Source organism: Listeria booriae, from assembly GCF_000766865.1.
GTDB lineage: Bacteria > Bacillota > Bacilli > Lactobacillales > Listeriaceae > Listeria_A > Listeria_A booriae.
Map to the genome: position 1 here is coordinate 225,849 of NZ_JNFA01000024.1, position 23,782 is coordinate 249,630.

General features: G+C 40.6%; 26 protein-coding genes. 19 read left to right on the plus strand and 7 right to left on the minus strand.

What is annotated here, in order from left to right:
- The first annotated feature begins 162 nt into the window (after positions 1-162).
- Complete coding sequence (locus tag EP57_RS10740) at positions 163-921, plus strand: DUF1189 family protein (protein ID WP_036086603.1); 759 nt, start codon at positions 163-165, stop codon at positions 919-921.
- Positions 922-943: 22 nt separating this feature from the next.
- On the opposite strand, the gene EP57_RS10745 is transcribed toward EP57_RS10740, so the two are convergent.
- Complete coding sequence (locus EP57_RS10745; protein ID WP_036086604.1) at positions 944-1,957, minus strand: LacI family DNA-binding transcriptional regulator; 1,014 nt, start codon at positions 1,955-1,957, stop codon at positions 944-946.
- A gap of 182 nt (positions 1,958-2,139) precedes the next feature.
- On the opposite strand from EP57_RS10745, the gene EP57_RS10750 reads away from it, so the two are divergent.
- The 4 genes from EP57_RS10750 to pgmB all read left to right on the plus strand — a co-directional run bounded on the left by EP57_RS10750 (position 2,140) and on the right by pgmB (position 5,913).
- A complete protein-coding gene (locus EP57_RS10750) occupies positions 2,140-3,417 on the plus strand; it encodes an ABC transporter substrate-binding protein (protein WP_036086605.1) in 1,278 nt (425 codons plus the stop codon).
- A gap of 69 nt (positions 3,418-3,486) precedes the next feature.
- Complete coding sequence (locus EP57_RS10755) at positions 3,487-4,410, plus strand: carbohydrate ABC transporter permease (protein WP_052167650.1); 924 nt, start codon at positions 3,487-3,489, stop codon at positions 4,408-4,410.
- Positions 4,407-5,231 carry a carbohydrate ABC transporter permease gene (locus tag EP57_RS10760; protein ID WP_036086607.1) on the plus strand — a complete coding sequence of 275 codons (825 nt, stop codon included), beginning with the start codon at positions 4,407-4,409 and terminating at the stop codon, positions 5,229-5,231. Before EP57_RS10755 ends, EP57_RS10760 begins: the two co-directional genes overlap by 4 nt.
- 19 nt (positions 5,232-5,250) lie before the next feature.
- Positions 5,251-5,913 carry a beta-phosphoglucomutase gene (pgmB, locus tag EP57_RS10765; protein ID WP_036086608.1) on the plus strand — a complete coding sequence of 221 codons (663 nt, stop codon included), beginning with the start codon at positions 5,251-5,253 and terminating at the stop codon, positions 5,911-5,913.
- 43 nt (positions 5,914-5,956) lie between these two features.
- On the opposite strand, the gene def is transcribed toward pgmB, so the two are convergent.
- On the minus strand, positions 5,957-6,508 hold the full coding sequence (def, locus tag EP57_RS10770) for a peptide deformylase (protein ID WP_036086610.1): 552 nt from the start codon (positions 6,506-6,508) through the stop codon (positions 5,957-5,959).
- Positions 6,509-7,241: 733 nt separating this feature from the next.
- Here def and pdhA point away from each other — a divergent pair.
- From pdhA to EP57_RS10810, 8 genes are all read left to right on the plus strand, one after another.
- Positions 7,242-8,357 (plus strand): pyruvate dehydrogenase (acetyl-transferring) E1 component subunit alpha, encoded by a 1,116-nt coding sequence (gene pdhA, locus EP57_RS10775; protein WP_036086611.1) that lies wholly within the window; start codon positions 7,242-7,244, stop codon positions 8,355-8,357.
- Positions 8,358-8,359: 2 nt separating this feature from the next.
- Complete coding sequence (locus EP57_RS10780; protein ID WP_036086613.1) at positions 8,360-9,337, plus strand: alpha-ketoacid dehydrogenase subunit beta; 978 nt, start codon at positions 8,360-8,362, stop codon at positions 9,335-9,337.
- A 190-nt stretch (positions 9,338-9,527) separates the two neighbouring features.
- The gene (locus EP57_RS10785) at positions 9,528-11,168 is read left to right on the plus strand and encodes a dihydrolipoyllysine-residue acetyltransferase (protein WP_036086614.1); all 1,641 of its coding nucleotides are present in this window, start codon (positions 9,528-9,530) and stop codon (positions 11,166-11,168) included.
- A gap of 4 nt (positions 11,169-11,172) precedes the next feature.
- Positions 11,173-12,576 carry a dihydrolipoyl dehydrogenase gene (gene lpdA / locus EP57_RS10790; protein ID WP_036086615.1) on the plus strand — a complete coding sequence of 468 codons (1,404 nt, stop codon included), beginning with the start codon at positions 11,173-11,175 and terminating at the stop codon, positions 12,574-12,576.
- Positions 12,577-12,695: 119 nt separating this feature from the next.
- Positions 12,696-13,016 (plus strand): hypothetical protein, encoded by a 321-nt coding sequence (locus EP57_RS10795; protein ID WP_052167641.1) that lies wholly within the window; start codon positions 12,696-12,698, stop codon positions 13,014-13,016.
- 81 nt (positions 13,017-13,097) lie between these two features.
- Complete coding sequence (locus EP57_RS10800) at positions 13,098-13,415, plus strand: hypothetical protein (RefSeq protein ID WP_036086616.1); 318 nt, start codon at positions 13,098-13,100, stop codon at positions 13,413-13,415.
- Between the two features lie 119 nt (positions 13,416-13,534).
- Positions 13,535-13,807: a UPF0223 family protein gene (locus EP57_RS10805; RefSeq protein WP_036086617.1), complete on the plus strand. Its 273-nt coding sequence runs from the start codon at positions 13,535-13,537 to the stop codon at positions 13,805-13,807.
- A 12-nt stretch (positions 13,808-13,819) separates the two neighbouring features.
- A complete protein-coding gene (locus tag EP57_RS10810; RefSeq protein ID WP_036086620.1) occupies positions 13,820-14,353 on the plus strand; it encodes a DsbA family protein in 534 nt (177 codons plus the stop codon).
- A 53-nt stretch (positions 14,354-14,406) separates the two neighbouring features.
- Here the strand turns inward: EP57_RS10810 and EP57_RS10815 are convergent, their stop codons facing one another.
- The 4 genes from EP57_RS10815 to EP57_RS10830 form a co-directional block, all read right to left on the minus strand.
- Positions 14,407-15,453 (minus strand): acyltransferase family protein, encoded by a 1,047-nt coding sequence (locus tag EP57_RS10815; protein ID WP_036086624.1) that lies wholly within the window; start codon positions 15,451-15,453, stop codon positions 14,407-14,409.
- A 104-nt stretch (positions 15,454-15,557) separates the two neighbouring features.
- Positions 15,558-16,388: a hypothetical protein gene (locus EP57_RS10820; RefSeq protein ID WP_036086626.1), complete on the minus strand. Its 831-nt coding sequence runs from the start codon at positions 16,386-16,388 to the stop codon at positions 15,558-15,560.
- Between the two features lie 81 nt (positions 16,389-16,469).
- The gene (locus tag EP57_RS10825; protein ID WP_036086628.1) at positions 16,470-17,414 is read right to left on the minus strand and encodes a magnesium transporter CorA family protein; all 945 of its coding nucleotides are present in this window, start codon (positions 17,412-17,414) and stop codon (positions 16,470-16,472) included.
- A gap of 195 nt (positions 17,415-17,609) precedes the next feature.
- On the minus strand, positions 17,610-18,227 hold the full coding sequence (locus EP57_RS10830; RefSeq protein WP_114982933.1) for a YktB family protein: 618 nt from the start codon (positions 18,225-18,227) through the stop codon (positions 17,610-17,612).
- 141 nt (positions 18,228-18,368) lie between these two features.
- On the opposite strand from EP57_RS10830, the gene EP57_RS10835 reads away from it, so the two are divergent.
- The 3 genes from EP57_RS10835 (at position 18,369) to EP57_RS10845 (ending at position 22,307) form a co-directional block, all read left to right on the plus strand.
- Positions 18,369-19,142 (plus strand): inositol monophosphatase family protein, encoded by a 774-nt coding sequence (locus tag EP57_RS10835; RefSeq protein ID WP_036086631.1) that lies wholly within the window; start codon positions 18,369-18,371, stop codon positions 19,140-19,142.
- Positions 19,143-19,385: 243 nt separating this feature from the next.
- The gene (gene typA, locus EP57_RS10840) at positions 19,386-21,227 is read left to right on the plus strand and encodes a translational GTPase TypA (protein WP_036086633.1); all 1,842 of its coding nucleotides are present in this window, start codon (positions 19,386-19,388) and stop codon (positions 21,225-21,227) included.
- Between the two features lie 147 nt (positions 21,228-21,374).
- A complete protein-coding gene (locus tag EP57_RS10845; RefSeq protein ID WP_036086635.1) occupies positions 21,375-22,307 on the plus strand; it encodes a DUF5068 domain-containing protein in 933 nt (310 codons plus the stop codon).
- A gap of 32 nt (positions 22,308-22,339) precedes the next feature.
- Here the strand turns inward: EP57_RS10845 and EP57_RS10850 are convergent, their stop codons facing one another.
- Entirely contained in the window at positions 22,340-22,555 is a 216-nt protein-coding gene (locus EP57_RS10850) for a YlaI family protein (protein ID WP_036086636.1), read from the minus strand.
- 69 nt (positions 22,556-22,624) lie between these two features.
- On the opposite strand from EP57_RS10850, the gene EP57_RS10855 reads away from it, so the two are divergent.
- The 3 genes from EP57_RS10855 to EP57_RS10865 all read left to right on the plus strand — a co-directional run bounded on the left by EP57_RS10855 (position 22,625) and on the right by EP57_RS10865 (position 23,782).
- Complete coding sequence (locus tag EP57_RS10855; RefSeq protein ID WP_036086638.1) at positions 22,625-22,924, plus strand: hypothetical protein; 300 nt, start codon at positions 22,625-22,627, stop codon at positions 22,922-22,924.
- A gap of 137 nt (positions 22,925-23,061) precedes the next feature.
- On the plus strand, positions 23,062-23,340 hold the full coding sequence (locus EP57_RS10860) for an Fpa/YlaN family protein (RefSeq protein WP_036086640.1): 279 nt from the start codon (positions 23,062-23,064) through the stop codon (positions 23,338-23,340).
- A gap of 157 nt (positions 23,341-23,497) precedes the next feature.
- On the plus strand, positions 23,498-23,782 hold the full coding sequence (locus EP57_RS10865) for a DUF3130 family protein (RefSeq protein ID WP_036086642.1): 285 nt from the start codon (positions 23,498-23,500) through the stop codon (positions 23,780-23,782).

The window sequence follows — 23,782 nt, forward strand, 5'->3', positions numbered from 1 at the left end:
TCCTTTCGCAATCTTAATAAATGAATAGTTAACGCTTTCTTTGTGATTCACATTTTATACGAAACGTTTCGGAAAGTCAAATTTATTTTTAGGATTGATTTAAATAATATAATGGTTTAATATGATTTTTAAGGACAAATAACGTTTTGGATGTGATGAGGAATGGGGATTATAGAACAGTTTCAGCAAAGTTTGTTTTATCAGTGGAAAGCGGTTGGAAAATGGAAGCCGCAGAGTATTTGGAAGTCCTTTTTTTATTTGCTATGCATCGTGTTGATTTCATCGTTTATTCTTAGTTTTGCTAGCTTTCAGAAGACGTCAAAATTGGATTATGAGGCGCTTTTGACGGAAATGGAGCCATTTACTTTGACGCAACAAGGTTTTGCTTATGATGGGGAGCCGCTTATTGTGCCGATTCCGGTTTTTGATATGACGATTATGATTGGGGATGTGAAAGAGCGGGCGCAGACGGATTATGTGATTATGTTGCAAGATGATGGGTTTAAATTTGGCAAAAATGGCTTGATGTCGCCGAGCGCTACGCCATACAGTAGTCTGCCAATTTGGGGTGAGCAGGAGCGCTATACGAATGCAGATGTGTTGCGGTTACTGCAAGACAACGAATCACAGCTAAAACAACTAGCATTTTTCTACCAATACGCGAAGGCCTTTTTGCAAGTTTTTATTAGTGTGGCACTCATTTTTATCATCGCGCTCGTTTCGATACCGTTTGGAAGGGGAGTTGGGGTCGGCTTTCAGCAACTTTGGATGTTCGCGGCGTATGGTTTAACATTGCCGCTTGCTATTAAGACAATTTTGAAACTAACGGGATTCTTTATTCCATATTTCACGATGATTTATTGGTTTTCAGTGATTATATTTGTTTTTCTAACGGTAAACACATTAAAAAGGAGCTCATAAGTTATTTATGGACTCCTTTTTTTTAAAGGTTTGGACCACTTGATTCGCGTACGATTAGTTCGTTTTGCAAGATAAGATGGTGGTCGCTTGATGTTTCGTTTATAATTTCTAACACTAGTTGTGCCGCCGCTTTGCCAAGCTCGAACGGGTTTTGGGCAACAGTGCTAAGCGATGGGCTGACGTAACGCGTTAGTAAAATATTATCAAATCCGATGATGGAAAGTTCTGCGGGGACGCTAATTTGAAGTTCTCGAGCTGCTTGTAAAACGCCTAAGGCCATGATGTCGCTGGCACAAAAAATTGCAGAGACGCCCTGTGTTGCAAGCAAGAAGTTAAGCGCGGTCTGATATGCTTTTTCTTCTTCAAAGTCGCCATAACAAAGCAATTTTTCATCATAATCTATACCGATTTCGGATAAGGCTTCTTGATAAGCTTTGAAGCGGATTTCGCTAACATAGGCATGTTTATGTCCGTTCATGAAGGCGATTTTTCGATGTCCCAGCCGCGATAAATATTTAATGGCTGTTTTTACACTGTCTTCTTGATCGGATGTGACAAACCCAGTCGTACTATTTTCAATGGGAATATCAATGAGTACAGTTGGTAAATTGCTCGCAACGGCTTCTGTCAAATAAGGGTCGTCTTTTTTTAAGCCTTGAATCACAACGCCATCTAAGTTACGCTCGCCAACCACTTGGCTAAATGTTTTGTTGCGTTGCCTGGATGTCGTCGTACTGATTAGAATCATTTCGTAGTCTATAGTTGCAACGTATTCACTGACGCCACACAACACTTCGAATACAAAATTGTCTTTCACGCTCTCTCTTTTCAGGTCACTTACTAGCAGGCCGATTGTTTTGGACTTCTTCGTGACGAGGCTTTGGGCCAGCATATTCGGACTATATTGTAATTTTTTTGCAGAGGCGCGAATAATGGATCGTGTCTCTTCGTTTACGTCGCTATAACCATTTAGCGCACGTGAAACAGTAGTTATGGAAAAACCGGTGTCTTTCGCGATATCTTTGATTGTTGCCAAAACGTTATACCTCCAATTTTTGAATTACTATTTATCCCTATTTTAGGGTATATTGGCGAAACTTACAACTCTAAACTTTTAATTTTATTAAGATAAGCCCTTGACATCCGAAACGTTTTGGACTAGAATAACGTTAAATGAAGACGCTTTCTTGAAATCATAACGAAAAGGAGAGGTAAGGTATGAAAAAGGCAATAAAATTAGTGGGAGTTTTAACAGCGGTGTTTGCATTAATGTTTACGGTGGCTTGTGGAAATGGAGAGAAAGATAATGCGTCAGCTGGCAACGGCGGAAAAACATTGACGCTCGGTGTTTGGAAAGGAACGGAAGCTGAGAATACAACGCGTAAGAAGTTAATTGCTGATTTTGAGAAAGCGTCTGGTATTAAAGTGAAAGAGAAAGTGTACAACGATTATGAAACGCAACTTCAAACAGATTTAGTAGGCGGAACCGCGCCGGATGTGTTTTATGTAGACGCGTATCTGGCGCCTAGCCTCATCGAGAAGAAAGTATTAGCGCCGCTTGATGATTACATTACTAAGACCAAGGATTTTGATACAGAAGATTTCTATAAACCGGTATATAAAGCTTTTACGGGTGAAGATAAAGTACAATATGGTTTGTCAAAAGATTATTCGACGCTAGGCATTTTTTATAACGAGAAAATGTTCGCCGACGCTGGCATTGATCCAAACACAATCCCAACAACGGCCGACAAAATGGGAGCATTTTTAGAAAATTTAAAAGCAAAATTACCGAAAGATGTCGTTCCGAGCGCCTTCACGGCTGACTTAGCGCGTCAAATGTATATCGCACAATCATCTGGTGAACCAATTATCACAAAAGACGGTTACTCTAATCTGGATAATCCAAAAATTATCACCGCACTACAACCACTTGTTGATTGGTATCAAAAAGGCTTGATTAAACGTCCAGCTGATCTAGGACAAGATTGGTCTGGTGACTCGTTTGGTGCAGGTAAAGCCGCGATGATGGTAGAAGGAAACTGGGCTATTGCACATTTAGAACAAAACTTCCCAGATGTTAAATTTGGAACGAAAGAAGTTCCGACGATTGACGGGAAAAAAGGAACAATGGTATTTACAGTAAGTTATGCGATGAATGCAGCGGCAAAAGACAAAGATGCTGCTTGGGAACTTATCGAATACTTCACAGGAAAAACAGGAATGAAAACATGGGCAGAAGGAGCTTCTGTGCTTCCATCACGTCAATCCGTAGCTAAAGAAATGAATATCGAATCAGATGCGATTTTACAACCGTTTGTCGCTGGTGCTGAATATGCAACGCCTTGGCAGGATGGTACAACACTATCCATCGTGTCCGATCAATACAAAAATATGCTACCATCTGCATTAAAAGGCGAAATGACACTCAAAGAAGCGATGAAAAAAGCCACAGAAACAGCGAATAATGACATTAAAACGCAACTGAAAAATTAACCAAGCTGGGAGCGGCTACTTGCGAAGTCGCTCTTCCTTTTTATAAGGAATACGGAAAGGGTGGAAAAAATGAATCCGAAAAAATCAAAGCGTAAAGCGAAGGAGGCCACACAAGGTATTACCTTCATGTTACCGACGATTATTATTATGACGGTTTTTACGCTGATACCGATTATTTATGCCTTGTTTCTATCATTAAATAAAGTCAGCCTAGTTGGAGAGTCGAGCTACCAATTCGTTGGCTTGAAAAACTATACGAATGCGTTTCAAGATGAACGCGTTTGGATTGCACTGAAGAACACGGTTCGCTACGTTATCATCGTTGTTCCGTGCCAGACAATTTTGGCGTTATTGATGGCTTCGTTACTTAATTCGGGAATTAAATTTCAAAATACATTCCGAACAATCTTTTTCTTACCTACTTTGACATCAAGTTCTGCCTTAACGATGATTTTCATGTTTTTATTTAGTTTGACTGGTCCAATTAATAATGTTTTGGTTGATTTTGGGCTGATTGCCGAGCCGATTAATTTTATAAATGAAACGAAATTTGCGCTTGGAACGATTATGGTAATGAATATTTGGTCTACCGTACCATTTTTTATGACGATTTATTTGGCTGGTTTACAAGATATTCCGAAAACGATGTACGAAGCGGCGCAAGTGGATGGGGCGAATGCTTGGAAACGCTTGACGAGAATCACCGTGCCTCAGATTGCGCCGATTACGAACTATGTTTTGCTGATGGGCATCATTGGTTGTTTTCAATTGTTTGATCAGGCGTACATTATTTCGGGTGGGAGTGGTGGTCCGAACAATGCAACGCTTACGCTATCGCTCATCATTTATCAATATGCCTTCAAGTCGTTTGATACGATGGGATACGCTTCTGCAATCGCTATTTTACTAACCATCATTATTTTCTTAGTATCGATGCTTGCACGAAAATTAAATAAAGAAGATGTGAATGAAGAAGGAGGCGCCGCGTCATGAAAATAAAGCGTTTTTGGAAAATTATCACGTATACACTACTCATTGTTTATGGTTTAGTAACGCTTTATCCGTTTTTATGGGCAGTGATGGCTTCGTTCAAACCATACAGTGAAATTATTGGTGGCGGACTTTCCTTATTGCCGAAAAATCCGACCATTGAAAATTTCAGTTATATTTTCACGCGTGACCCGCTATTTCCTAGGTGGATTTTGAACTCGTTTATTATTGCTATTTCAGGTACGATTTTAAATATTATTTTCAATAGTATGGCTGGATATGCATTGGCACGGCTAAGCTTCCCAGGACGGAAACAGCTTTTCTTGTTGATTTTGGCGGTTATTATGGTGCCAGCGCAGATTTTGTTGATTCCGAATTACCTAATCATGAAGTCCATTGGGATTTTGGATACGTATAATGCCTTGATTTTACCAGGCGCGATTAATTTTGGTTATATTTTTATGATGCGACAGTTTTTCGTGAATTTCCCTAAGGAGGTCGAAGAAGCGGCGCAAATGGATGGGTTAAGCCGGACGCAAACCTTCTTCCGGATCGTGTTCCCAATGGCGCAGGCCTCGATTGCCACACAAGGTGTATTCGTATTCCTCGGATTGTGGAATGAATTCATGAAGCCATTGCTATACATCACATCTCCTGAAAAATACACATTAACACTTGGTTTACAGTCATTTCAGACGCAAAATGCGACACAATGGAATTACATTATGGCGGCATCCGTCGTTTCGATTATTCCAATTTTGATATTATATATTGTTTTGAATAAATATTTCATGAAGGGCGTACGAATCGGTGGCGATAAGTAAGCTTGAAAAGGAGTTTAAGATGGAAAAATTAGAAGGTATTATTTTTGATTTAGACGGTGTCATTACCGATACAGCGGAGTTTCATTACTTGGCGTGGAAGAAGCTCGCGGACAAATTTGGTATTGAGATAGATCGGGATTTTAATGAAACGTTAAAAGGAGTGAGCCGCACAGATTCTTTGGAACGCATTTTAGCATATGGTGGCCGTTCTGCGGATTTTGATGCCAAAGAAAAAGCAGAGATGGCAGAATGGAAAAATGATGTGTACAAAGAGATGATCGAGGCAATTCAACCAAGCGATATTTTGCCGGGAATTGAATCGTTTTTGAAAGAATTGAAAGAAGCAGGAATTCGGACAGCGATTGCCTCTGCCTCGAAAAATGCAGAAATGATTTTGTGCTCACTCGGAATTCGCGACCAATTTGACTACGTGGTAGATGCTGCGAAAATTACGAAATCCAAACCAGATCCAGAAGTATTTTTGAAGGCGTTAGAATTATTAGGGCTTTCTGCGGAGGTGTGTATTGGTGTGGAGGACGCGGCGTCAGGAGTGGACGCGATTAAAGATGCAAAGATGCGCGCAGTTGGTATCGGCAGCATTGACATTCTAGGACGGGCAGATTTAGTACTAGCCAGTACAGCAGACCTGCAGTTAGAACAACTCCGAAATATCGGTAACTAAAAAAATGCGCCTCCACATCACTTGCGGAAGGCGCATTCTTCATTTATTCATACACAATCACGTCAGGAGGCAAGTACGACGGATTCTTCTTATTGATATGGTCATAAAACATAACCCCGTTCAAATGGTCAATCTCATGCTGCACAACAATCGCGGGATAACCCTTCAAACGCAATTTCAACGGCTTGCCGTCAATATCAAAAGCTTCCACCGTCACACGCGCACTACGCACGACATAACCCGGAATCTCGCGATCGACCGACAAACATCCTTCGCCGCCGCCAAGACACGCATTTTCCACCGAATGGCTACGAATTTTTGGATTGTATAAAATATGGCTGTACAGGCGATCGTTATCATCGTGTAAATGAATCGCGATAAAACGCTTCGAAATGCCAATTTGCGGTGCAGCGATACCAACACCACCACGAAGTTCGTGTTCCTCGGCGATTTCAGGATCTTGACTATTAATTAGAAATTCCAACATTTTTTGACCGGTTTCTTTATCTTCATCCGACAAAGGAAAATCAACAGGTTCTGCGACAGCGCGCAAAACGGGGTCTCCCTCACGGACAATATCATCCATTGTAAGCATTTTTTTCTCTCCTGTTCTTAATAAGCTACTATTTATTTTAACAAAAAATCCGGATATTGTGAATGAATTTTGCTTCAATAGGGTATGGTACTGTATTCAAGTTATTTTTAGTGAAAATAAAAACATAATAAACACGAACGTTTGAATCGTATTACATAATATCGTTCGCTTAGCATGACTGTTATACAAATCATTAAGTTTGTGAATTCACAAACAAAAGAAGCTATTTACAAATAAAATTGGAAAGGTGAAGCCTAAGCCATCTTTGCTTTATTATATAACAGTTTGCTTCTATAAACGTAAATCCTAATACAGTTTTTCAAAAGCGAATGATCGCTAAAAAACACTGAAACCGCAATAAAACAAAGTAAGTTTAAGTTATTGACGAAAGCGAAAGGATGGTGTAAATTAAAAGGGAAGATTGGTGTATTAATAGTAAGGTGTTTAAAAAATATAACAGCGATGAACTTGTTCATGGATCACCACGAAGCAAGATGAATTTGTGAGAGCGTACGTTTTTCACAAACTCATCCTAAAAGTTTGCGCTACATTATCATTTTTTGCAACCAACCAATACACGAATCCAGCTAGGAAACTTGAGAATGGAACCGAACATTGTATTGCTTGCCTGACAAGCTATCTTTTTGCTACATTAGAAGTAGTGGAAAAAATATCAAATGTTTGCGCATTCAATTCTTAAAATATTTCAATCCAGAAGGGAAGAGATTACACGATGGCTTCTAAAACAAAGAAGACAGTAGTAGATGTGAAAGAACAGTTTAAAGCTGTTGCCGATCAATTTGAATTGGTCCAAATTTTAAATGAAAAAGGAGAGGTTGTTAATCCTGACTTAATGCCTGACTTAACAGACGAGCAGTTAGTAGAATTAATGACGCGTATGGTTTGGACACGTGTGCTTGACCAACGTTCGATTTCATTAAACCGCCAAGGACGCCTAGGTTTCTACGCGCCAACAGCAGGACAAGAAGCGTCTCAACTTGCTAGCCACTATGCACTAACGAAAGAAGATTACGTGCTACCAGGTTACCGTGACGTTCCACAAATGATTTGGCACGGACTACCATTAACTAAAGCTTTCTTATTCTCACGCGGACACTTCGTTGGAAATCAATTCCCAGACGAACTAAACGTATTATCTCCACAAATCATCATCGGCGCACAAATCGTGCAAGCAGCTGGTGTTGCATTAGGCCTTAAGAAACGTAAAAAAGACGCAGTAGTTATCACATACACTGGTGACGGTGGTTCTTCACAAGGTGATTTCTATGAAGGTATGAACTTCGCCGGTGCTTACCACGCTCCAGCAATCTTCGTTGTTCAAAATAACATGTTCGCTATCTCTACACCACGTGAAAAACAATCTGCTGCCGTAACATTGGCACAAAAAGCAGTTGCAGCTGGTATTCCAGGCGTACAAGTAGACGGTATGGACCCATTAGCAGTTTACGCAGTAACAAAATTCGCGCGTGACCGTGCAGTTGCAGGCGATGGTCCAACACTTATCGAAACAATGACTTACCGTTACGGTCCACATACACTTTCAGGTGATGATCCAACGCGTTACCGTACAAAAGAATTGGACGGCGAATGGGAATTGAAAGATCCAATCGTTCGTTTCCGTACTTTCTTAGAAGCAAAAGGACTTTGGAACGAAGAAAAAGAAAACGAAGTCATCGAAAAAGCGAAAGAAGAAATCAAAACAGCAATTAAAGAAGCAGACGCTACACCAAAACAAAAAGTAACGGATCTTCTTAAAAATATGTACGAAACACCAACTGCTCCAATCAAAGAGCAACTGGCAATTTTTGAAGCGAAGGAGTCGAAATAATCATGGCGCAAAAAACAATGATTCAAGCGATTACAGATGCGCTTGCAGTAGAACTAAAAAATGACGAGAACGTTTTAGTTTTCGGTGAAGATGTAGGTAATAACGGTGGGGTTTTCCGTGCTACTGAAGGTCTTCAAGCAGAATTTGGCGAAGATCGTGTATTCGATACACCACTAGCTGAGTCTGGTATCGGTGGTCTTGCTATCGGTCTTGCACTAGAAGGCTTCCGTCCTGTTCCTGAAATTCAATTCTTCGGTTTTGTATTTGAAGTAATGGATTCCGTTGCTGGTCAAATGGCACGTATGCGTTACCGTACTGGTGGCACACGTACTGCTCCAATTACAATTCGCGCACCATTTGGTGGTGGTGTTCATACTCCTGAACTTCACGCAGATAACCTAGAAGGCTTAATGGCTCAATCACCAGGTCTTAAAGTAGTTATCCCATCAACACCATACGATGCAAAAGGTCTATTAATTTCCGCGATTCGCGATAATGACCCAGTTATCTTTTTAGAGCACATGAAATTATATCGTTCATTCCGTCAAGAAGTTCCAGAAGGCGAATACACAGTTGAAATCGGTAAAGCAGCTGTTCGTCGTGAAGGTACTGACGTTTCTATCATCACTTACGGAGCAATGGTTCAAGAAGCTGTAAAAGCAGCAGAAGAACTTGAAAAAGAAGGCGTATCTGCAGAAGTTATCGACCTTCGTACAATCAGCCCGTTGGATGTTGACACAATCGTTGCTTCCGTTAAGAAAACAAACCGTGTTGTCGTAGTACAAGAAGCGCAAAAACAAGCTGGTATCGCAGCTAACGTTATCGCTGAAATCAACGACCGCGCAATCCTTTCACTAGAAGCACCAGTAATGCGTGTTACAGCACCAGACAGTGTTTTCCCATTCGCCCAAGCAGAAACAGTTTGGTTACCAAACCATAACGATATCGTTGAGCGTGTGAAAGAAGTATTGGCGTTTTAATTAGAAAAGCTGAACCAGCCGCAATAAAAACCCGTACTTGGTTTTTGTTGCGGGCGTGAAGTTTTCGCGGAGTTGGCTGGTGAAGCTAGATCCGAAGGCGCTAAACAAGACGTTTCTTGAGTTTGTTACTTTCATTTAGAACAGACTCAAAAACGTCCTTTTATAAAATAAATCAGGAGGCTTTTAAAAAATGGCATATTCATTTAAATTACCTGACATTGGTGAAGGTATACATGAAGGAGAAATCGTCAAATGGTTCGTAAAACCAGGCGATAAAATTGAAGAAGACGCGTCCCTTTTTGAAGTTCAAAATGACAAATCTGTAGAAGAAATTACTTCTCCTGTAACCGGAACTGTCAAAGAAATTCTAGTAGACGAAGGCGTAGTAGCAACAGTTGGTCAAGTATTGATTACTTTTGACGGTGTAGAAGGTCACGAAGACGACGCCGAAGAAGCACCAGCACCTGCTGCAAAACAAGAAGAAGCGCCAGCAACCGCATCAGGCGGTAAAGGCATTTACGAATTCAAATTACCAGACATCGGCGAAGGCATCCACGAAGGCGAAATTGTGAAATGGTTCGTAAAACCAGGCGACCAAATCGAAGAAGACGCAACAATTTTTGAAGTACAAAACGATAAATCTGTAGAAGAAATTACTTCTCCTGTCGCTGGAACGGTTAAAGACATTCTAGTAGGCGAAGGCGTAGTAGCAACAGTTGGTCAAGTTCTAATCACATTCGAAGGCGACTTTGAAGGCGAAGCGACAACAGCTGATCACTCTTCTACTCCAGAATCTCCAGCAGATTCAGCGAAAGTAGCAAACAATGACGCTGCTAAAGCTCCAGTATCAGGCGGAAACGGCACACCATCATCACAAAAAGATCCAAACGGTCTTGTGATTGCAATGCCATCCGTTCGTAAATATGCACGTGAAAAAGGCGTTGACATCCGTCAAGTTGCTGGCTCCGGCAAAAACAACCGTGTACTTAGCGCAGATATCGATGCTTTCCTAAATGGCGACGCATCAGCAGTTGCAAGCACTTCAAGCGAAGCGGCTCCAGCAGCGAAAGAAGAAACAAAATCTGCACAACCAGCAGCAAAAGCAGCACCAGTTGTTAGCGGCGGCACATACCCAGAATCACGCGAGAAATTAACACCAACACGTAAAGCAATCGCAAAAGCAATGGTTAACTCGAAACACACTGCGCCACACGTAACGCTAATGGACGAAATCGAAGTTTCGGCTTTGATGGTTCACCGTAAACGTTTCAAAGATGTAGCAGCAGAAAAAGGTATCAAACTTACTTTCCTACCTTACATGGTAAAAGCGCTAGTAAACACATTGCGTGAGTTCCCAGTGTTAAATACAACACTTGACGACGCAACAGACGAACTAGTTTACAAACACTATTTCAATATCGGTATTGCAGCAGACACTGATCACGGTCTTTACGTACCAGTTATCAAAGACGCTGACAAGAAATCGATTTTTGCAATCTCAAATGAAATTAATGAATTAGCTACAAAAGCACGCGACGGTAAATTGACTGGTGAAGAAATGCGTCACGGTTCTTCTACTATCTCAAACATCGGATCTGCTGGCGGACAATGGTTCACACCAGTTATCAACTACCCTGAAGTAGCAATTTTAGGTGTAGGTCGTATCGCTGAAAAAGCAATCGTAAAAGACGGCGAAATCGTAGCAGCACCAGTACTTGCATTATCACTAAGCTTCGATCACCGCGTTATCGACGGCGCAACAGCTCAAAAGGCTATGAACAATATCAAGCGGTTATTAAATGACCCAGAACTTTTACTAATGGAGGCGTAAAAAAATGGTAGTAGGCGATTTTCCAGAAGAAAGAGACACCATCGTCATTGGTGCAGGACCCGGCGGATATGTTGCGGCAATTCGCGCAGCACAATTAGGACAAAAAGTAACAATTATTGAGAAAGAACATTACGGCGGCGTTTGTTTAAACGTTGGTTGTATCCCTTCTAAAGCCTTGATCACAGTTGGTCACCGCTTTGCAGAAGCAAAACATTCCGATAACATGGGAATCACAACAGACAACGTAAACCTTGACTTCACAAAAGCACAAGAATGGAAAGGTTCCGTAGTCAGCAAATTAACAACAGGCGTAAAAGGCTTGCTTAAAAAGAATAAAGTGGAAATGTTAGAAGGAGAAGCTTTCTTCGTTGATGAGCATTCTCTCCGCGTTATTCACCCTGATTCTGCGCAAACTTATACGTTCAACAACGTAATCATAGCAACTGGTTCACGTCCAATCGAAATCCCAGGCTTCAAGTTTGGCAAACGCGTGCTTAGCTCAACAGGCGCTCTAGCTCTTACAGAAGTTCCTAAGAAATTGGTTGTTATCGGCGGCGGTTATATCGGTACAGAGCTTGGCGGAGCGTTCGCTAACCTTGGTACAGAGCTAACAATCCTTGAAGGCGGTCCAGAAATTTTACCAACATACGAAAAAGACATGATTTCGCTTGTAAAACGCAACCTTAAAGGTAAAGGCGTAGAAATCGTAACAAAAGCTTTGGCTAAATCTGCCGAAGAAACGGAAAACGGCGTAAAAGTAACATACGAAGCTGGCGGCGAAACAAAATCAATCGAAGCTGACTACGTATTAGTAACTGTAGGCCGTCGTCCAAATACGGATGATATCGGTTTAGAACAACTAGGCGTAAAAGTAAGCGAACGTGGTTTGATCGAAGTTGACAAACAAGGTCGCACAAATATCTCTAACGTTTACGCTATCGGCGACATCGTTCCTGGTGTTCCACTAGCACACAAAGCAAGCTACGAAGCAAAAGTTGCCGCTGAAGCAATCGCTGGCGAAGCATCTGAAAATGACTACACAGCATTACCAGCCGTAGTTTTCAGTGATCCAGAATTAGCAACAGTTGGTTTAACTGAAAAAGAAGCCAAAGAAAAAGGCTTCGACGTGAAAGCTGCTAAATTCCCATTCGGTGGTAACGGTCGTGCCCTATCACTTGACGCTCCAGACGGATTTGTACGTCTTGTAACACGCAAAGAAGACGGCTTAGTTCTTGGCGCACAAGTAGCAGGAATGAACGCATCTGATATCATCTCTGAAATCGGATTAGCAATCGAAACAGGCGTAACAGCAGAAGATATCGCGCTTACAATTCACGCTCACCCATCATTAGGCGAGTTGACAATGGAAGCAGCAGAACTTGCGCTAGGACGTCCAATCCACATGTAATAATAATGACGCTATTCGGGGCAACTCGGATAGCGTTTTACCTATGTAAAAAATTATTGTGAAACGACCCACAAAGTAGTATGATAAACATATAAAAATAAAAGAATCCAGGTGTAAAATTGAAAAAGCAAGTTGAAAAAATAATCTTCGGTATTATTTACGGTTTCTCAGCAATCTTCTTTCTAGGTTTTATCGTCAACATCGTGCATGGTTTTATTATTCATATGCACGAAACAGATAGCTGGCGCGCAGTCTTGCGTATTTTAGCAAGCCCAGTCACTGATCCCGCGATTTTCCAAGTACATGTAGGCAATAACATTTGGTCGATGTTTCTAGCAATCATCATCAGTTACGTATTGCCAGCATTTTTCTGCGTTTCCACGTATTTCTTAAAACAAGATTACCTAGAAACCCACGAAAACAGCAGATTTCTTCATTGAAAACAGTTTTTATGTGATTTTACATAACAAAAGGAGTAGAATGAAGACAGACCACATAAACTAAAGGGATTAGGTGAAATAATGGGGACGTTAAAGCGCGCGTTGTTTTGGATTTTGTATGTCATATCAGGCATTTGTTTTGTGCTAACGATCGTAGCATTCATTATTGGATTTATGCACCACTTACACGATACAGGCGGGTGGCGCTCGGTCATTCAGATTTTAGAAACACCGATTACAGGCTTTATTAAGCTAACACAAGGCTACATTCAAAAATCGGTTATCGAAGTCATTTTACTATGTATCGTAAGCTATGCATTGCCAACATTTTTCTGTATCGCAACACACTACATACGGAAAAACAAACGTTTAGCTTTAGAGAACGACGATGAGCATTGATTCTACGGAGTCAGTGCTTTTTTCTTGCAATCACAATATTTTAAACCATACAAAGTTCGTGCTAAAATAGAAGAAGAACATCCGAAGAAAACGCCATAAAAGCAAAGGGGAGGTTAAACATGGAATATAGTTACCCGCTCAATCTCGATTGGTCTACAGAAGAAATAGCGATTGTTATTAACTTTTATCAAGCCGTTGAAAAAGCCTACGAAACAGGAATTGACGCATCGGAAATAAAAGCAAAATATAGTGATTTTAAGCAAGTCGTACGCTCCATCGGCGAAGAAAAGAGTCTCGGTCGCGAGTTCGAAAAAGCAAGCGGCTATTCTGCGTATCGCGTCATGCAGCTCGTAAAAGACGCCACGACAAGCAAAATCAAAATGCAACCCTAGGAGGAATTTTAAATGGATATTAGTGAAATTATTGCAGGAAATGTAGGAACAGAAGCAGGCATTCATATCGGGAAAAGCGACGCACCCGTGAAAGTATTATCATTTATCAACGTACGTTGCCCATTCTGCCGTGAATGGCACGAGAAATCCCGTGACGTGCTTAGCCGTTACATCGAATCTGGCCGTATCGAACTAATCGTGAAACCTTTTGATAAGGAAAAAGAATCTTTACAACGCGGCAACGTTTTCCATCACTATCTAGATTACGCAGCACCAGAAGAAACATTGTCGATTTTAGATGATATTTATGCACGACAAGACCTTTGGGGCTCGCTAACACTAGAAGAAGTGGCGAACTTCGCAGAGGACGAACTAGGCCTTACAAAACAAGATAACCAAGACCAAGCAGATAAAATCATCGCAGAAGCTAACGCAGCCAACATCCGCTTAGTACCAACTGTTATCATCGGCGAGCATATTTTCGATGAGCATATCTCACCAGAAGAGTTAGAGCAATTGATTTTAGAAGAAGTAGGGAAAGAATAAGAAAAATAGCACGTTTAGCTAATTATAAATTTAGCCAGACGTGCTATTTTGTATTATTCTTCAAGTGCGGCCTTATTTCTGTCATGTCGAAACTGAAGAATGGTATTTAAAGGATTGGTTATCCAACAAAGCCATTTGCTGATCGCAACTAAAAAACTACAGACAAACAGGGAGATACAAATAACAAAAGTGAGCTTTAAAAAGATGTTCCATTGGGTTAAATTTGATGTATACATGCGGAGTACAAAGAAAAATAGAGGATGAAATAGAAAAATAACAAGTGAATTATCACCCCATAAAGTTAGAAGGTTCTCGCTTTGATTGATAAGTGCAAAAAGAATAGCAATCATAATACATGCGATAAGGTATTGCTGGAATTCTATTTCAAAAAAATTGCGCCAATTTATAGCAAATGCACTCGATTGTAAAAAGCCATAAAAGGCATTTTCAAACTTTAACAAGTTTGTGGATAGCAGCCAGACAATACCGAAAATAAGAATCGAGCTTCCTAACAACTTGAATTTGAAAGAATAAAGGATCGTTTTGCACTTATTCATTGTCTTGTAATCGATATAAAAACCTAATAGAAAGAATGGAAAAAACACGAAAGTTCTTTGAATAGAAAGAAATTGTCCAGAAACCTGAGGATGATTCACTAGAAATCCTGTAGCCCACCAGCGAATCCCGATACTAATAACTAGAATCCCTGTGATGATAAAAAAGCTCCATAAACGATGTTTCCCAATTTTGTTGAGTGAAATAGCAACTAAATAGAAACAAGCAAGGCTGATTAAATACCATAGATGGAAAATAGGTGTTGTAAATCTGAATGTAAAAGCTTCCGAATAATGTGTAAAATAGGTGATAAAAGCATAAAATGATTGAAAAATTATGTATAACAACAATAGATTGATTACCTTTTTAAAAGTAACGTTTTTTGCAAAATAACCGTTCAGGAAAATAAATGCAGGCATATGGAATGAATAAATCAGTACGATTAATGGTTCCATTCCAGCCCTTACAACTAAAAGTAAGTGTCCTAAGACAACTAGAAAAATGAGTATCCCTTTTATATTACTTAATTTCACATCTTTTGTCATGATATCCCTCCACTAGGATTATATCATAACTGAATAAAAAATAGAGAGATGCAAAAAATAAAAAAGGCAACTTAAATATTCCTTGAAGTTGCCAATTTTCTATATCAATCCGTAAAACTCGTCGCAACAGAAATCCCATCCAATGGATCAGCAAACTGCGTCACCATATAAGTGGTCGCGCCGTCTTGCCAGCTAATCCTATTTCCATCTGCTCTATTTGGCACGGCTTCTAGCTTCACACCACCAACTTGATGCGGTGCAGGAAGCGTCTCTGTTTCTAGTTTAGCGACTACTTTTTTCGCTAAATCGATCGAATCTTGCTGATTGCCGCTCGTCGTGTTACGCACGCTCAAGCTCCAACGACCTTCTGCCCAACTAAGAAAAGTAGAGCCAGCCCCAGCGTCTGAATAGCCTGTAATGCCAGACCCTAAGTCCACGCCATTAACGCCTGTGTTCACGTTATCCATGTGGCCTGTCGCATCTGCTGCTTCTTGTTCGGTCGCATATGTCTTTCCGGAAACAGTTACAAGTGGGGTAGCTTTTTCTGTGTCTTTCAAGTCTGCACTATTTACCGAAATCGGTTGTTTTGTTTCGTAAAACACCACTTGATAGTTATCGGAAGTAGATGTTGTTTTAGCGCTTAAATAATCTTTTTTAGAAGACAACGGGATGTTTTTAGGGAGCATAACGATGACGTCAGTAGTCAATTTTGATTTTACTGTAGCTAAAACATCTTTTTGAGATAGTGTCGTTGTGTCTGAACTGCTTTTCGTGTCTTTTTTCGCTGTGTCATCCATTGTTTTACCGTAGTTGTTATTATTGCTTCCGTACGAATTTCCACCGCCGCTAGAACTATCTGAGGAGTATGAACCGCCGCAACCTGCAAGCGTCAGTGTGCCTAAAAGAATTGGAATCATCACCATTTTCTTGTTCATCACATTTCACCTCTTTGGTAGAGTTTTCCCGATTTTCATATAAAAAAACCACCTCCAGCCAAGAAGGTGATTTCGTCGTACTTAAAAGAATTTTCGTCTCCAAAAAACAAAGCCGAGTAGTCCCGCGATACCAAAGGAAATGCAGATAACGAGGACCCAAGCAATCGGTATATCCGAAAGTGGCAACCGCACGTTCATCCCGTAAAAACTGAAAACCATCGTTGGAATCGTTAAAATGATCGTAAAAGAGGTCAGGAATTTCATCACGATATTCATGTTGTTCGAAATAATCGAGGCATAAGCATCCATCATCCCGCTCAGAATATTCGAATGGACTTCCGCCATCTCGATACCTTGACGATTCTCGATAATAACATCTTCTAGTAAATCTTGGTCTTCTTCGTACATTTTCACGATATGTTGGCGCATCATCTTATCTAGCACCAATTTATTTGATTTCAGGGCGGTTAAGAAGTAAACCAAACTTTTCTCAATCCCCATCAAATCATATAGTTGCTTGTTTTTCATGGATTCATGTAGTTCTTTTTCAATGTCATCGGTTTGGCGACTCATCCGTTTCAAGTGACGGAGGAATTGCGTGGAAATCATGTATAAAATCTGCAAGGCGAAACGCGTTTTCATATGTGTAAAGAAGCCTTTAATGCGATTTTTGATGAATGATTGAATAATCGATGAGTCAATCGTGCAAATCGTGATAAAGTAATCTTTCGTCATAATCATCCCGAGTGGAATGGTTTCAAATGAGGCGTAATGAATATCATCCTCATCGACAATCGGAAAGTCACAAATAATCAGGACAGCTTCGGTATCGTCGTCGCGCTCAATCCGGGCACTTTCATCTTTATCTAGTGGATCTTCTAGAAATTCTAATGGAATATTATATTGTTCGGCAATTTGGTTGATTTCTTCGGACGATGGCGCTACGATGTTAATCCAGCAATTGCGTTCTGGATGTTCTAATTCTTCTAATTTGCCAACGTCATTTGATTTGAATATTTGATGCATATTTATTCCTCCCTTTCTAGGATTCTAACGTATGCATGGGATACTGATGCACGCCATGAATAGAATCCTTTATTATCTGATGCGGATCAGGTTCGCTCGGTGCTATATTCGTTTTCATGGTGCTCAACTCCTTTTTCAAATAATCACAACCCCTCTATTATACAGAGATTTCGCCTTTTTGTATATGCTATTCGCTTAAATTTCTTGCATTTCAAAACTCATCTGATAAAGAGGTAACAATAAATCAACAGTTTCTTCCAATGTCTTGGTAAAAGCGGTTTTGTTCTTCAATGCCGCGTCACCAGGTTGGAAAATACGACCAACTAAAAACTCGCCTTTTTTAACATCGCGGAAACGTTCTAACGCTTTCGTCAAATCGGTATTTTGCACAAGGCTCGTTGGTTTTTCTGTGTGATCTAGTGAGATGGAGAAGTTTGCTGGTAAATTTTTAAGTGTATCGAGATTTTCTAGGAAGTTGTGGACAACGATTTGGCGGTTTTCGGTTTCATATATGAAGGCAAGCCAGATAAAAACATATTCATCCCAAATCCCAACTTGGAAGTGTGGGTGTTTTTTGTAGCCGCGTTTGTTATTCGCGACAGCAAGCCAAGTGCTATCAGGTGGATTGACGGAACGGCGCGCATGTCTCGCAATATGTAGAAACATTTCGTCTCCTGTTTTGGCGCTTAAATAAGTTGCAAGCCCTTCACCAATTTGGCGAAATTTCGGTTGAATCTGCGTTTGAATAGCCTCCATCCGCTCCTCCAAACCCGGCGTTTGCATGGCTTTAAAATCTTTTTTCGTAAAACTCATTGTGATTCCTCGCTTTCGTGAAAATAAACATTATCTCTATTATACGGAATCCAGAAAAGAGATGAAAGCAATAGTGCTCAAAAGCTGAATTTAACGCCTATTTATGATAAGCTAGGAAAAAAGAACGGGGAGAGATTAGTTATGCCACTAGAAAAAATCGATCAGCTAGCACGTGAATGGCTTGAAGAAGCGGGAAATCGTATTTTCATGTCGCTAGAACAATCCAATATCGAAGTCGACACAAAAGCAGACCGCAATGATTTAGTAACGAACGTGGATAAAGCGACAGAACGCTATTTTGCAGATAAAATTGCCGAACATTTTCCAAATCATCGCTTACTTGGTGAAGAGGGCTACGGCGAGGAGATTACAAGCTTGGAAGGTGTTGTCTGGGTACTTGACCCAATCGATGGCACGGTGAATTTTGTTGAGCAAAAGCGGAATTTCGCGATTTCACTTGGTATTTATAAAGAAGGTATCGGCGAACTTGCTTATATTTATGATATTATTGCGGGCGAATTTTACTTTGCAAAGCGCGGTGAAGGGGCATTTGTGAACGATGAACCAATCCCGGCGTTAGCTCCTGATAAAAAACTGGAGAATGCGTTAGTGATTATTAATACAGCGGCCATGCGTAAATTTCCGCAAACACTGGAAGTTATTCGAAATGCTCGCGGCTTGCGTCTTTACGGTGCGGCGACACTCGAATACATGGCTGTAGCAACAGGACGAGCAGACGCGTATATTAGCGCTAATTTGTCACCATGGGATATCGGTGCAGGTAAAATCATCGCCGAAGAAGTAGGTGCTATCGTGACGCGTGCAAACGGCAATCCAATGGTGGTCACAGAAAAAGGTGATTCTTTCGTAGCAAGCCCAGGCGTCCACGCTGAAATTTTACGAGATTATTTTTAGTTTTTGAAATAAAAATCGTGCCAAATGCTTGCGAATATGCTATAATTGGAAAGTTGAAAAACTAAACGATCTAGGAACGGGGAAAATAACTAATTTTCCTTTTTCTTTTGGCTCTGGTAGCTAAGTCGTATTACCATATATGTAGAGCGCTTGACTTTAGTTAGGCCAATATTTGAGTCGCTGAGCTAACGAACACAAAAGCCAGCTTCGCGAAAGGTAATTTTATATTAGGAGGAACTAGTTTTGAAATTAAGAGAAGATATTCGTAACGTCGCCATTATTGCCCACGTTGACCATGGTAAAACAACATTGGTGGACCAACTTTTACGTAAGTCAGGAACATTCAACGATCATGAGCAAGTAGCTGAACGTGCGATGGATAGTAACGCAATTGAGAAAGAACGTGGTATCACTATTTTAGCTAAAAACACGGCCATCAATCACAATGGCGTGCATATTAATATTTTAGATACTCCTGGACATGCCGATTTCGGTGGGGAAGTAGAACGTATTATGAAAATGGTTGACGGTGTTGTCTTGGTCGTTGATGCCTATGAAGGTACAATGCCACAAACGCGTTTCGTATTGAAAAAAGCGCTAGAACAACATTTAACACCACTTGTTGTTGTAAACAAAATTGACCGCCCATCTGCTCGTCCAGCAGAAGTTGTGGATGAAGTTTTAGAATTGTTTATCGAACTAGGTGCAGACGAAGATCAATTGGAATTCCCAGTTGTTTACGCTGCGGCAGTTAACGGAACAAGTTCATTAAGCGACAACGTGGATGACCAAGAAGAAACAATGGACCCAATTTTTGACTTGATTATTAATAACGTACCAGCTCCTGTGGATAACAGTGACGAGCCATTGCAATTCCAAGTATCTTTACTTGATTACAATGACTATGTTGGTCGTATCGGTATTGGCCGTATTTTCCGTGGTACAATGGAAGTTGGTCAATCGGTAGCCTTGATGAAATTGGACGGAAGCGTGAAGAAATTCCGCGTAACTAAAATGTTCGGTTTCTTAGGCTTAAAACGTGTCGAAATCACGCAAGCAAAAGCGGGTGACTTAGTTGCCGTTTCTGGTATGGAAGACATTTTCGTAGGGGAAACAGTAACGCCAGACGATCACCAAGAAGCATTGCCAATTTTGCGTATCGATGAGCCAACACTACAAATGACATTCGTAACAAACAATAGCCCGTTCGCAGGTCGCGAAGGAAAACACGTAACAAGCCGTAAAATAGAAGAACGCTTGCTTGCTGAATTACAAACAGATGTAAGTTTACGTATCGAGCCTACTGCTTCACCAGACGCTTGGATTGTATCAGGTCGTGGTGAGTTGCATTTATCTATCCTAATCGAGAACATGCGTCGTGAAGGTTATGAACTACAAGTATCGAAACCAGAAGTTATCATCCGCGAAATCGATGGCGTGAAATGTGAGCCAATGGAGCGCGTTCAAATTGACACACCTGAAGAATACGTTGGTAGCATCATGGAATCTATCGGTTTACGTAAAGGTGAAATGGCTGATATGGTCAACGATGGTTCTGGTCAAGTTCGCTTGATTTTCCTAGTACCATCACGTGGACTGATCGGTTACACTACCGAATTCCTATCAATGACTCGTGGTTACGGTATTATCAACCACACATTCGATTCTTACCAACCAATGCAAAAAGGTCGTGTCGGTGGACGTAGCCGTGGCGTACTTGTATCTATGGAAACAGGTAAATCAACAACTTACGGAACAATGCAAGTCGAGGACCGTGGTACGATTTTCGTTGAGCCAGGTACAGACATTTACGAAGGTATGATCGTCGGTGAAAATAACCGTGAAGGCGATATCGCAGTAAATATCGTAAAAGCGAAACAAATGACAAATATCCGTTCAGCAAATAAAGACCAAACAAACGTTATCAAAAAACCTCGTACATTGACGTTAGAAGAATCATTAGAATTCCTAAACGACGACGAGTATTGCGAAATCACACCAGAAAACATTCGTTTGCGTAAGAAAATCTTGAACAAAAACGAACGTGAAAAAGCAGCGAAACGTACAAAAACTGCTGATAAATAATAATTTGCAAAGCCGTCTGATCCGATCAGGCGGTTTTTTGATGTAGAAATTTCACTGTGTTAATTATTTTTGTAACACGATTGTAATATGGCGATTTTTTTGGTATAGTTAGAAGTAAGGGGAAACGTTTAATAAGGAGGGATTTACATGAAGAAATTACTGATGGTAGGCATGATGAGTGCAATGTTAGTGGGGCTTGCGGCTTGTGGTTCGGACGCAGATTCAAAATCAGCAGAATCAGACAAAGCAACACCCAAAACCGAGGAAAAAGAAGTAGCAAAGAAGGCGGAAACAACAAAGCAAGATGTAAATTCCGATACTGATGCGAATAAACAAACAGAAGAAAAACAAGATAAAGAGAGCACAACAGCTAAAGAAGACACACCGACAACTGAAAAGGCAGAAGAAAAAACAAGTGAACCAGCAGCACAAAATGATACAACCAAAGAAACACCAGACACAGACACTGCAAAAACAGAAGAAAAAACACCGGAACAAAAACAAGCGGCAGCGGCTGGCGCCTTCTCTTTGACACCAGCTGGTTTCAAACAATCCGCAGTAGCGCCAAAAACAGGTGGAACCGTATCACTTGTCTATTTGAATACAACGCCAGAAACAGCCGATTTTGGGCCACTTAAAGTAACCGTCAAACAATACAAACTAGAAAGCGTAACAGGAGCTAATAAGAAGATGGACCCGTATAGCCCAGAATCTTACTTAGCAAATCAAGATGGTTTCGTTGTTACAGCAGATGTCGTTATTGAAAACACATCAGCAAGCAATATTAACTACTTGGCTGAGCGCATCCAAATCAATGGCGGCGGCATTTCTAAAGGTGCTAGCTTAGAGAACTTTGTGCCGACTGCCTACCAATTGAGCGGTAGCGCTACATCACACAATATTTTCCCGGCGAAATCCAAACGCGAAGGGGCGATTACGTACATGCTTAACAAGGACAATTACTATACGCTTGTCCACTTAACGAAGCTTGTCGTACCAAACCCAAATGATTTCGCAGACAAAGCATTACCAGTAAAAACAACAAAGGCAATCGATTTAGATTTTCGCATCACAGAGTAACAAAGTCGTAAGTACGCGAAAACCCGCCAGTCCTAAAGATTAGCGGGTTTTTCGATAAAGTTTTTCGTTTTGGGTTTATGAAATTCGAACTTGCCAGAATTAATTCGTTCCACCGTTTTTTGTGCAATTCGGGTTTCGCATTCTGGGCAAAGATACATACGAATCGGCTTATTGCGTAGCTGCTTCGTCTTAAATTTCTTATCGTCTAATTCATCAATTGTTTCACATAAAATACATTGTGCCTTCATTTGCGTTCACCTCGTGCTTTTATTATAGCATGGAAAAATAGAAAGTAAAACGTAGAGGAGCTGTTTCCTATGATTCAAATACAGAAAAAATATACAGAGTTGATTTGGACCTCGGTTACTGGATTATTGGCTGTTTTGGCATTCGTGTTCGTGCAAGATGCTGTGTATTGGTTTGATAACTTCTACGTGGTGTTTAGTGCGGCAGGAATTATTATTGCGAGTTATCTTGTTGCCACCTGTATTTCCTTTGTACGCTCATTGAAAGGAACGCTATCAGGAGTTGAAATGCTCGTCATTTATTTTTCCGTGCCGGCGAGTTTGGTTTTATCCGTATGCATGTTTCTTTTAACAGTTATGTGGCTAGGCTAAAAAAATTATGTTGATATCAGGTTACTTTCGTAAAAAAATATGCTATACTTTAGGAAGATAAAATTCAAAAAATTGTACTTTCTTTGGAAATAGATGAATTAGGCGCATACGATGTGTTTTGAATGGGGGTTTCTGTAGTGACGGATAAACAAATAGACCACAGAGAAGAGGCAGTAAAGCTTCTTAAAGATGACGCAAAGCGAATTTTGCAGTTGATTAAAGTGCAGATGGATAACTTAACTTTACCTCAATGTCCAGCTTACGAAGAAGTTTTGGATACTCAAATGTACGGCTTATCGCGCGAAATTAATTTTGCGGTGCGATTAGGACTGATTGATAGAGCAGAAGGACAAAGCTTGCTAAACACGCTGGAGAAAGAACTTTCCGTGTTGCATGAGTTGTCGACGAGTAAATGAATAGACAAAGAAAAGCCATTCGACACGGTGTCGGGTGGCTTTTTGAGTTTGAAGGAGTAATAGAGTAGGAGTGGATTTCTCATTATTTACCTGACAAGGCACCTATATTTTGTTATAATAAAAATATCTTATTCCTATCAAAAAAGGAAGGTGCAACATGGCTAAAATTAATGTGAATAGGGAAATCATGATGAATCATGCAGCTGATTTGAGTGCTAGTGTACAGGGAATGTCGTATCACCCGATGAAAAATGGGAATATGAGCTATACGCAGAGTCACTCCATTTCGCAATACAGAGCGTGTTTGCTGGATTTATTGGAGGCCGTGGAGACTTTTGAAAGCGTTGTCTCTGAGGATGCGAAGCGTATCAAACAAATTGGTGAGGCTTACGCGCAAAAAGACAGAGAAGTTGGGCAAAAGCTACAGTTGGAGGTGCGCTAG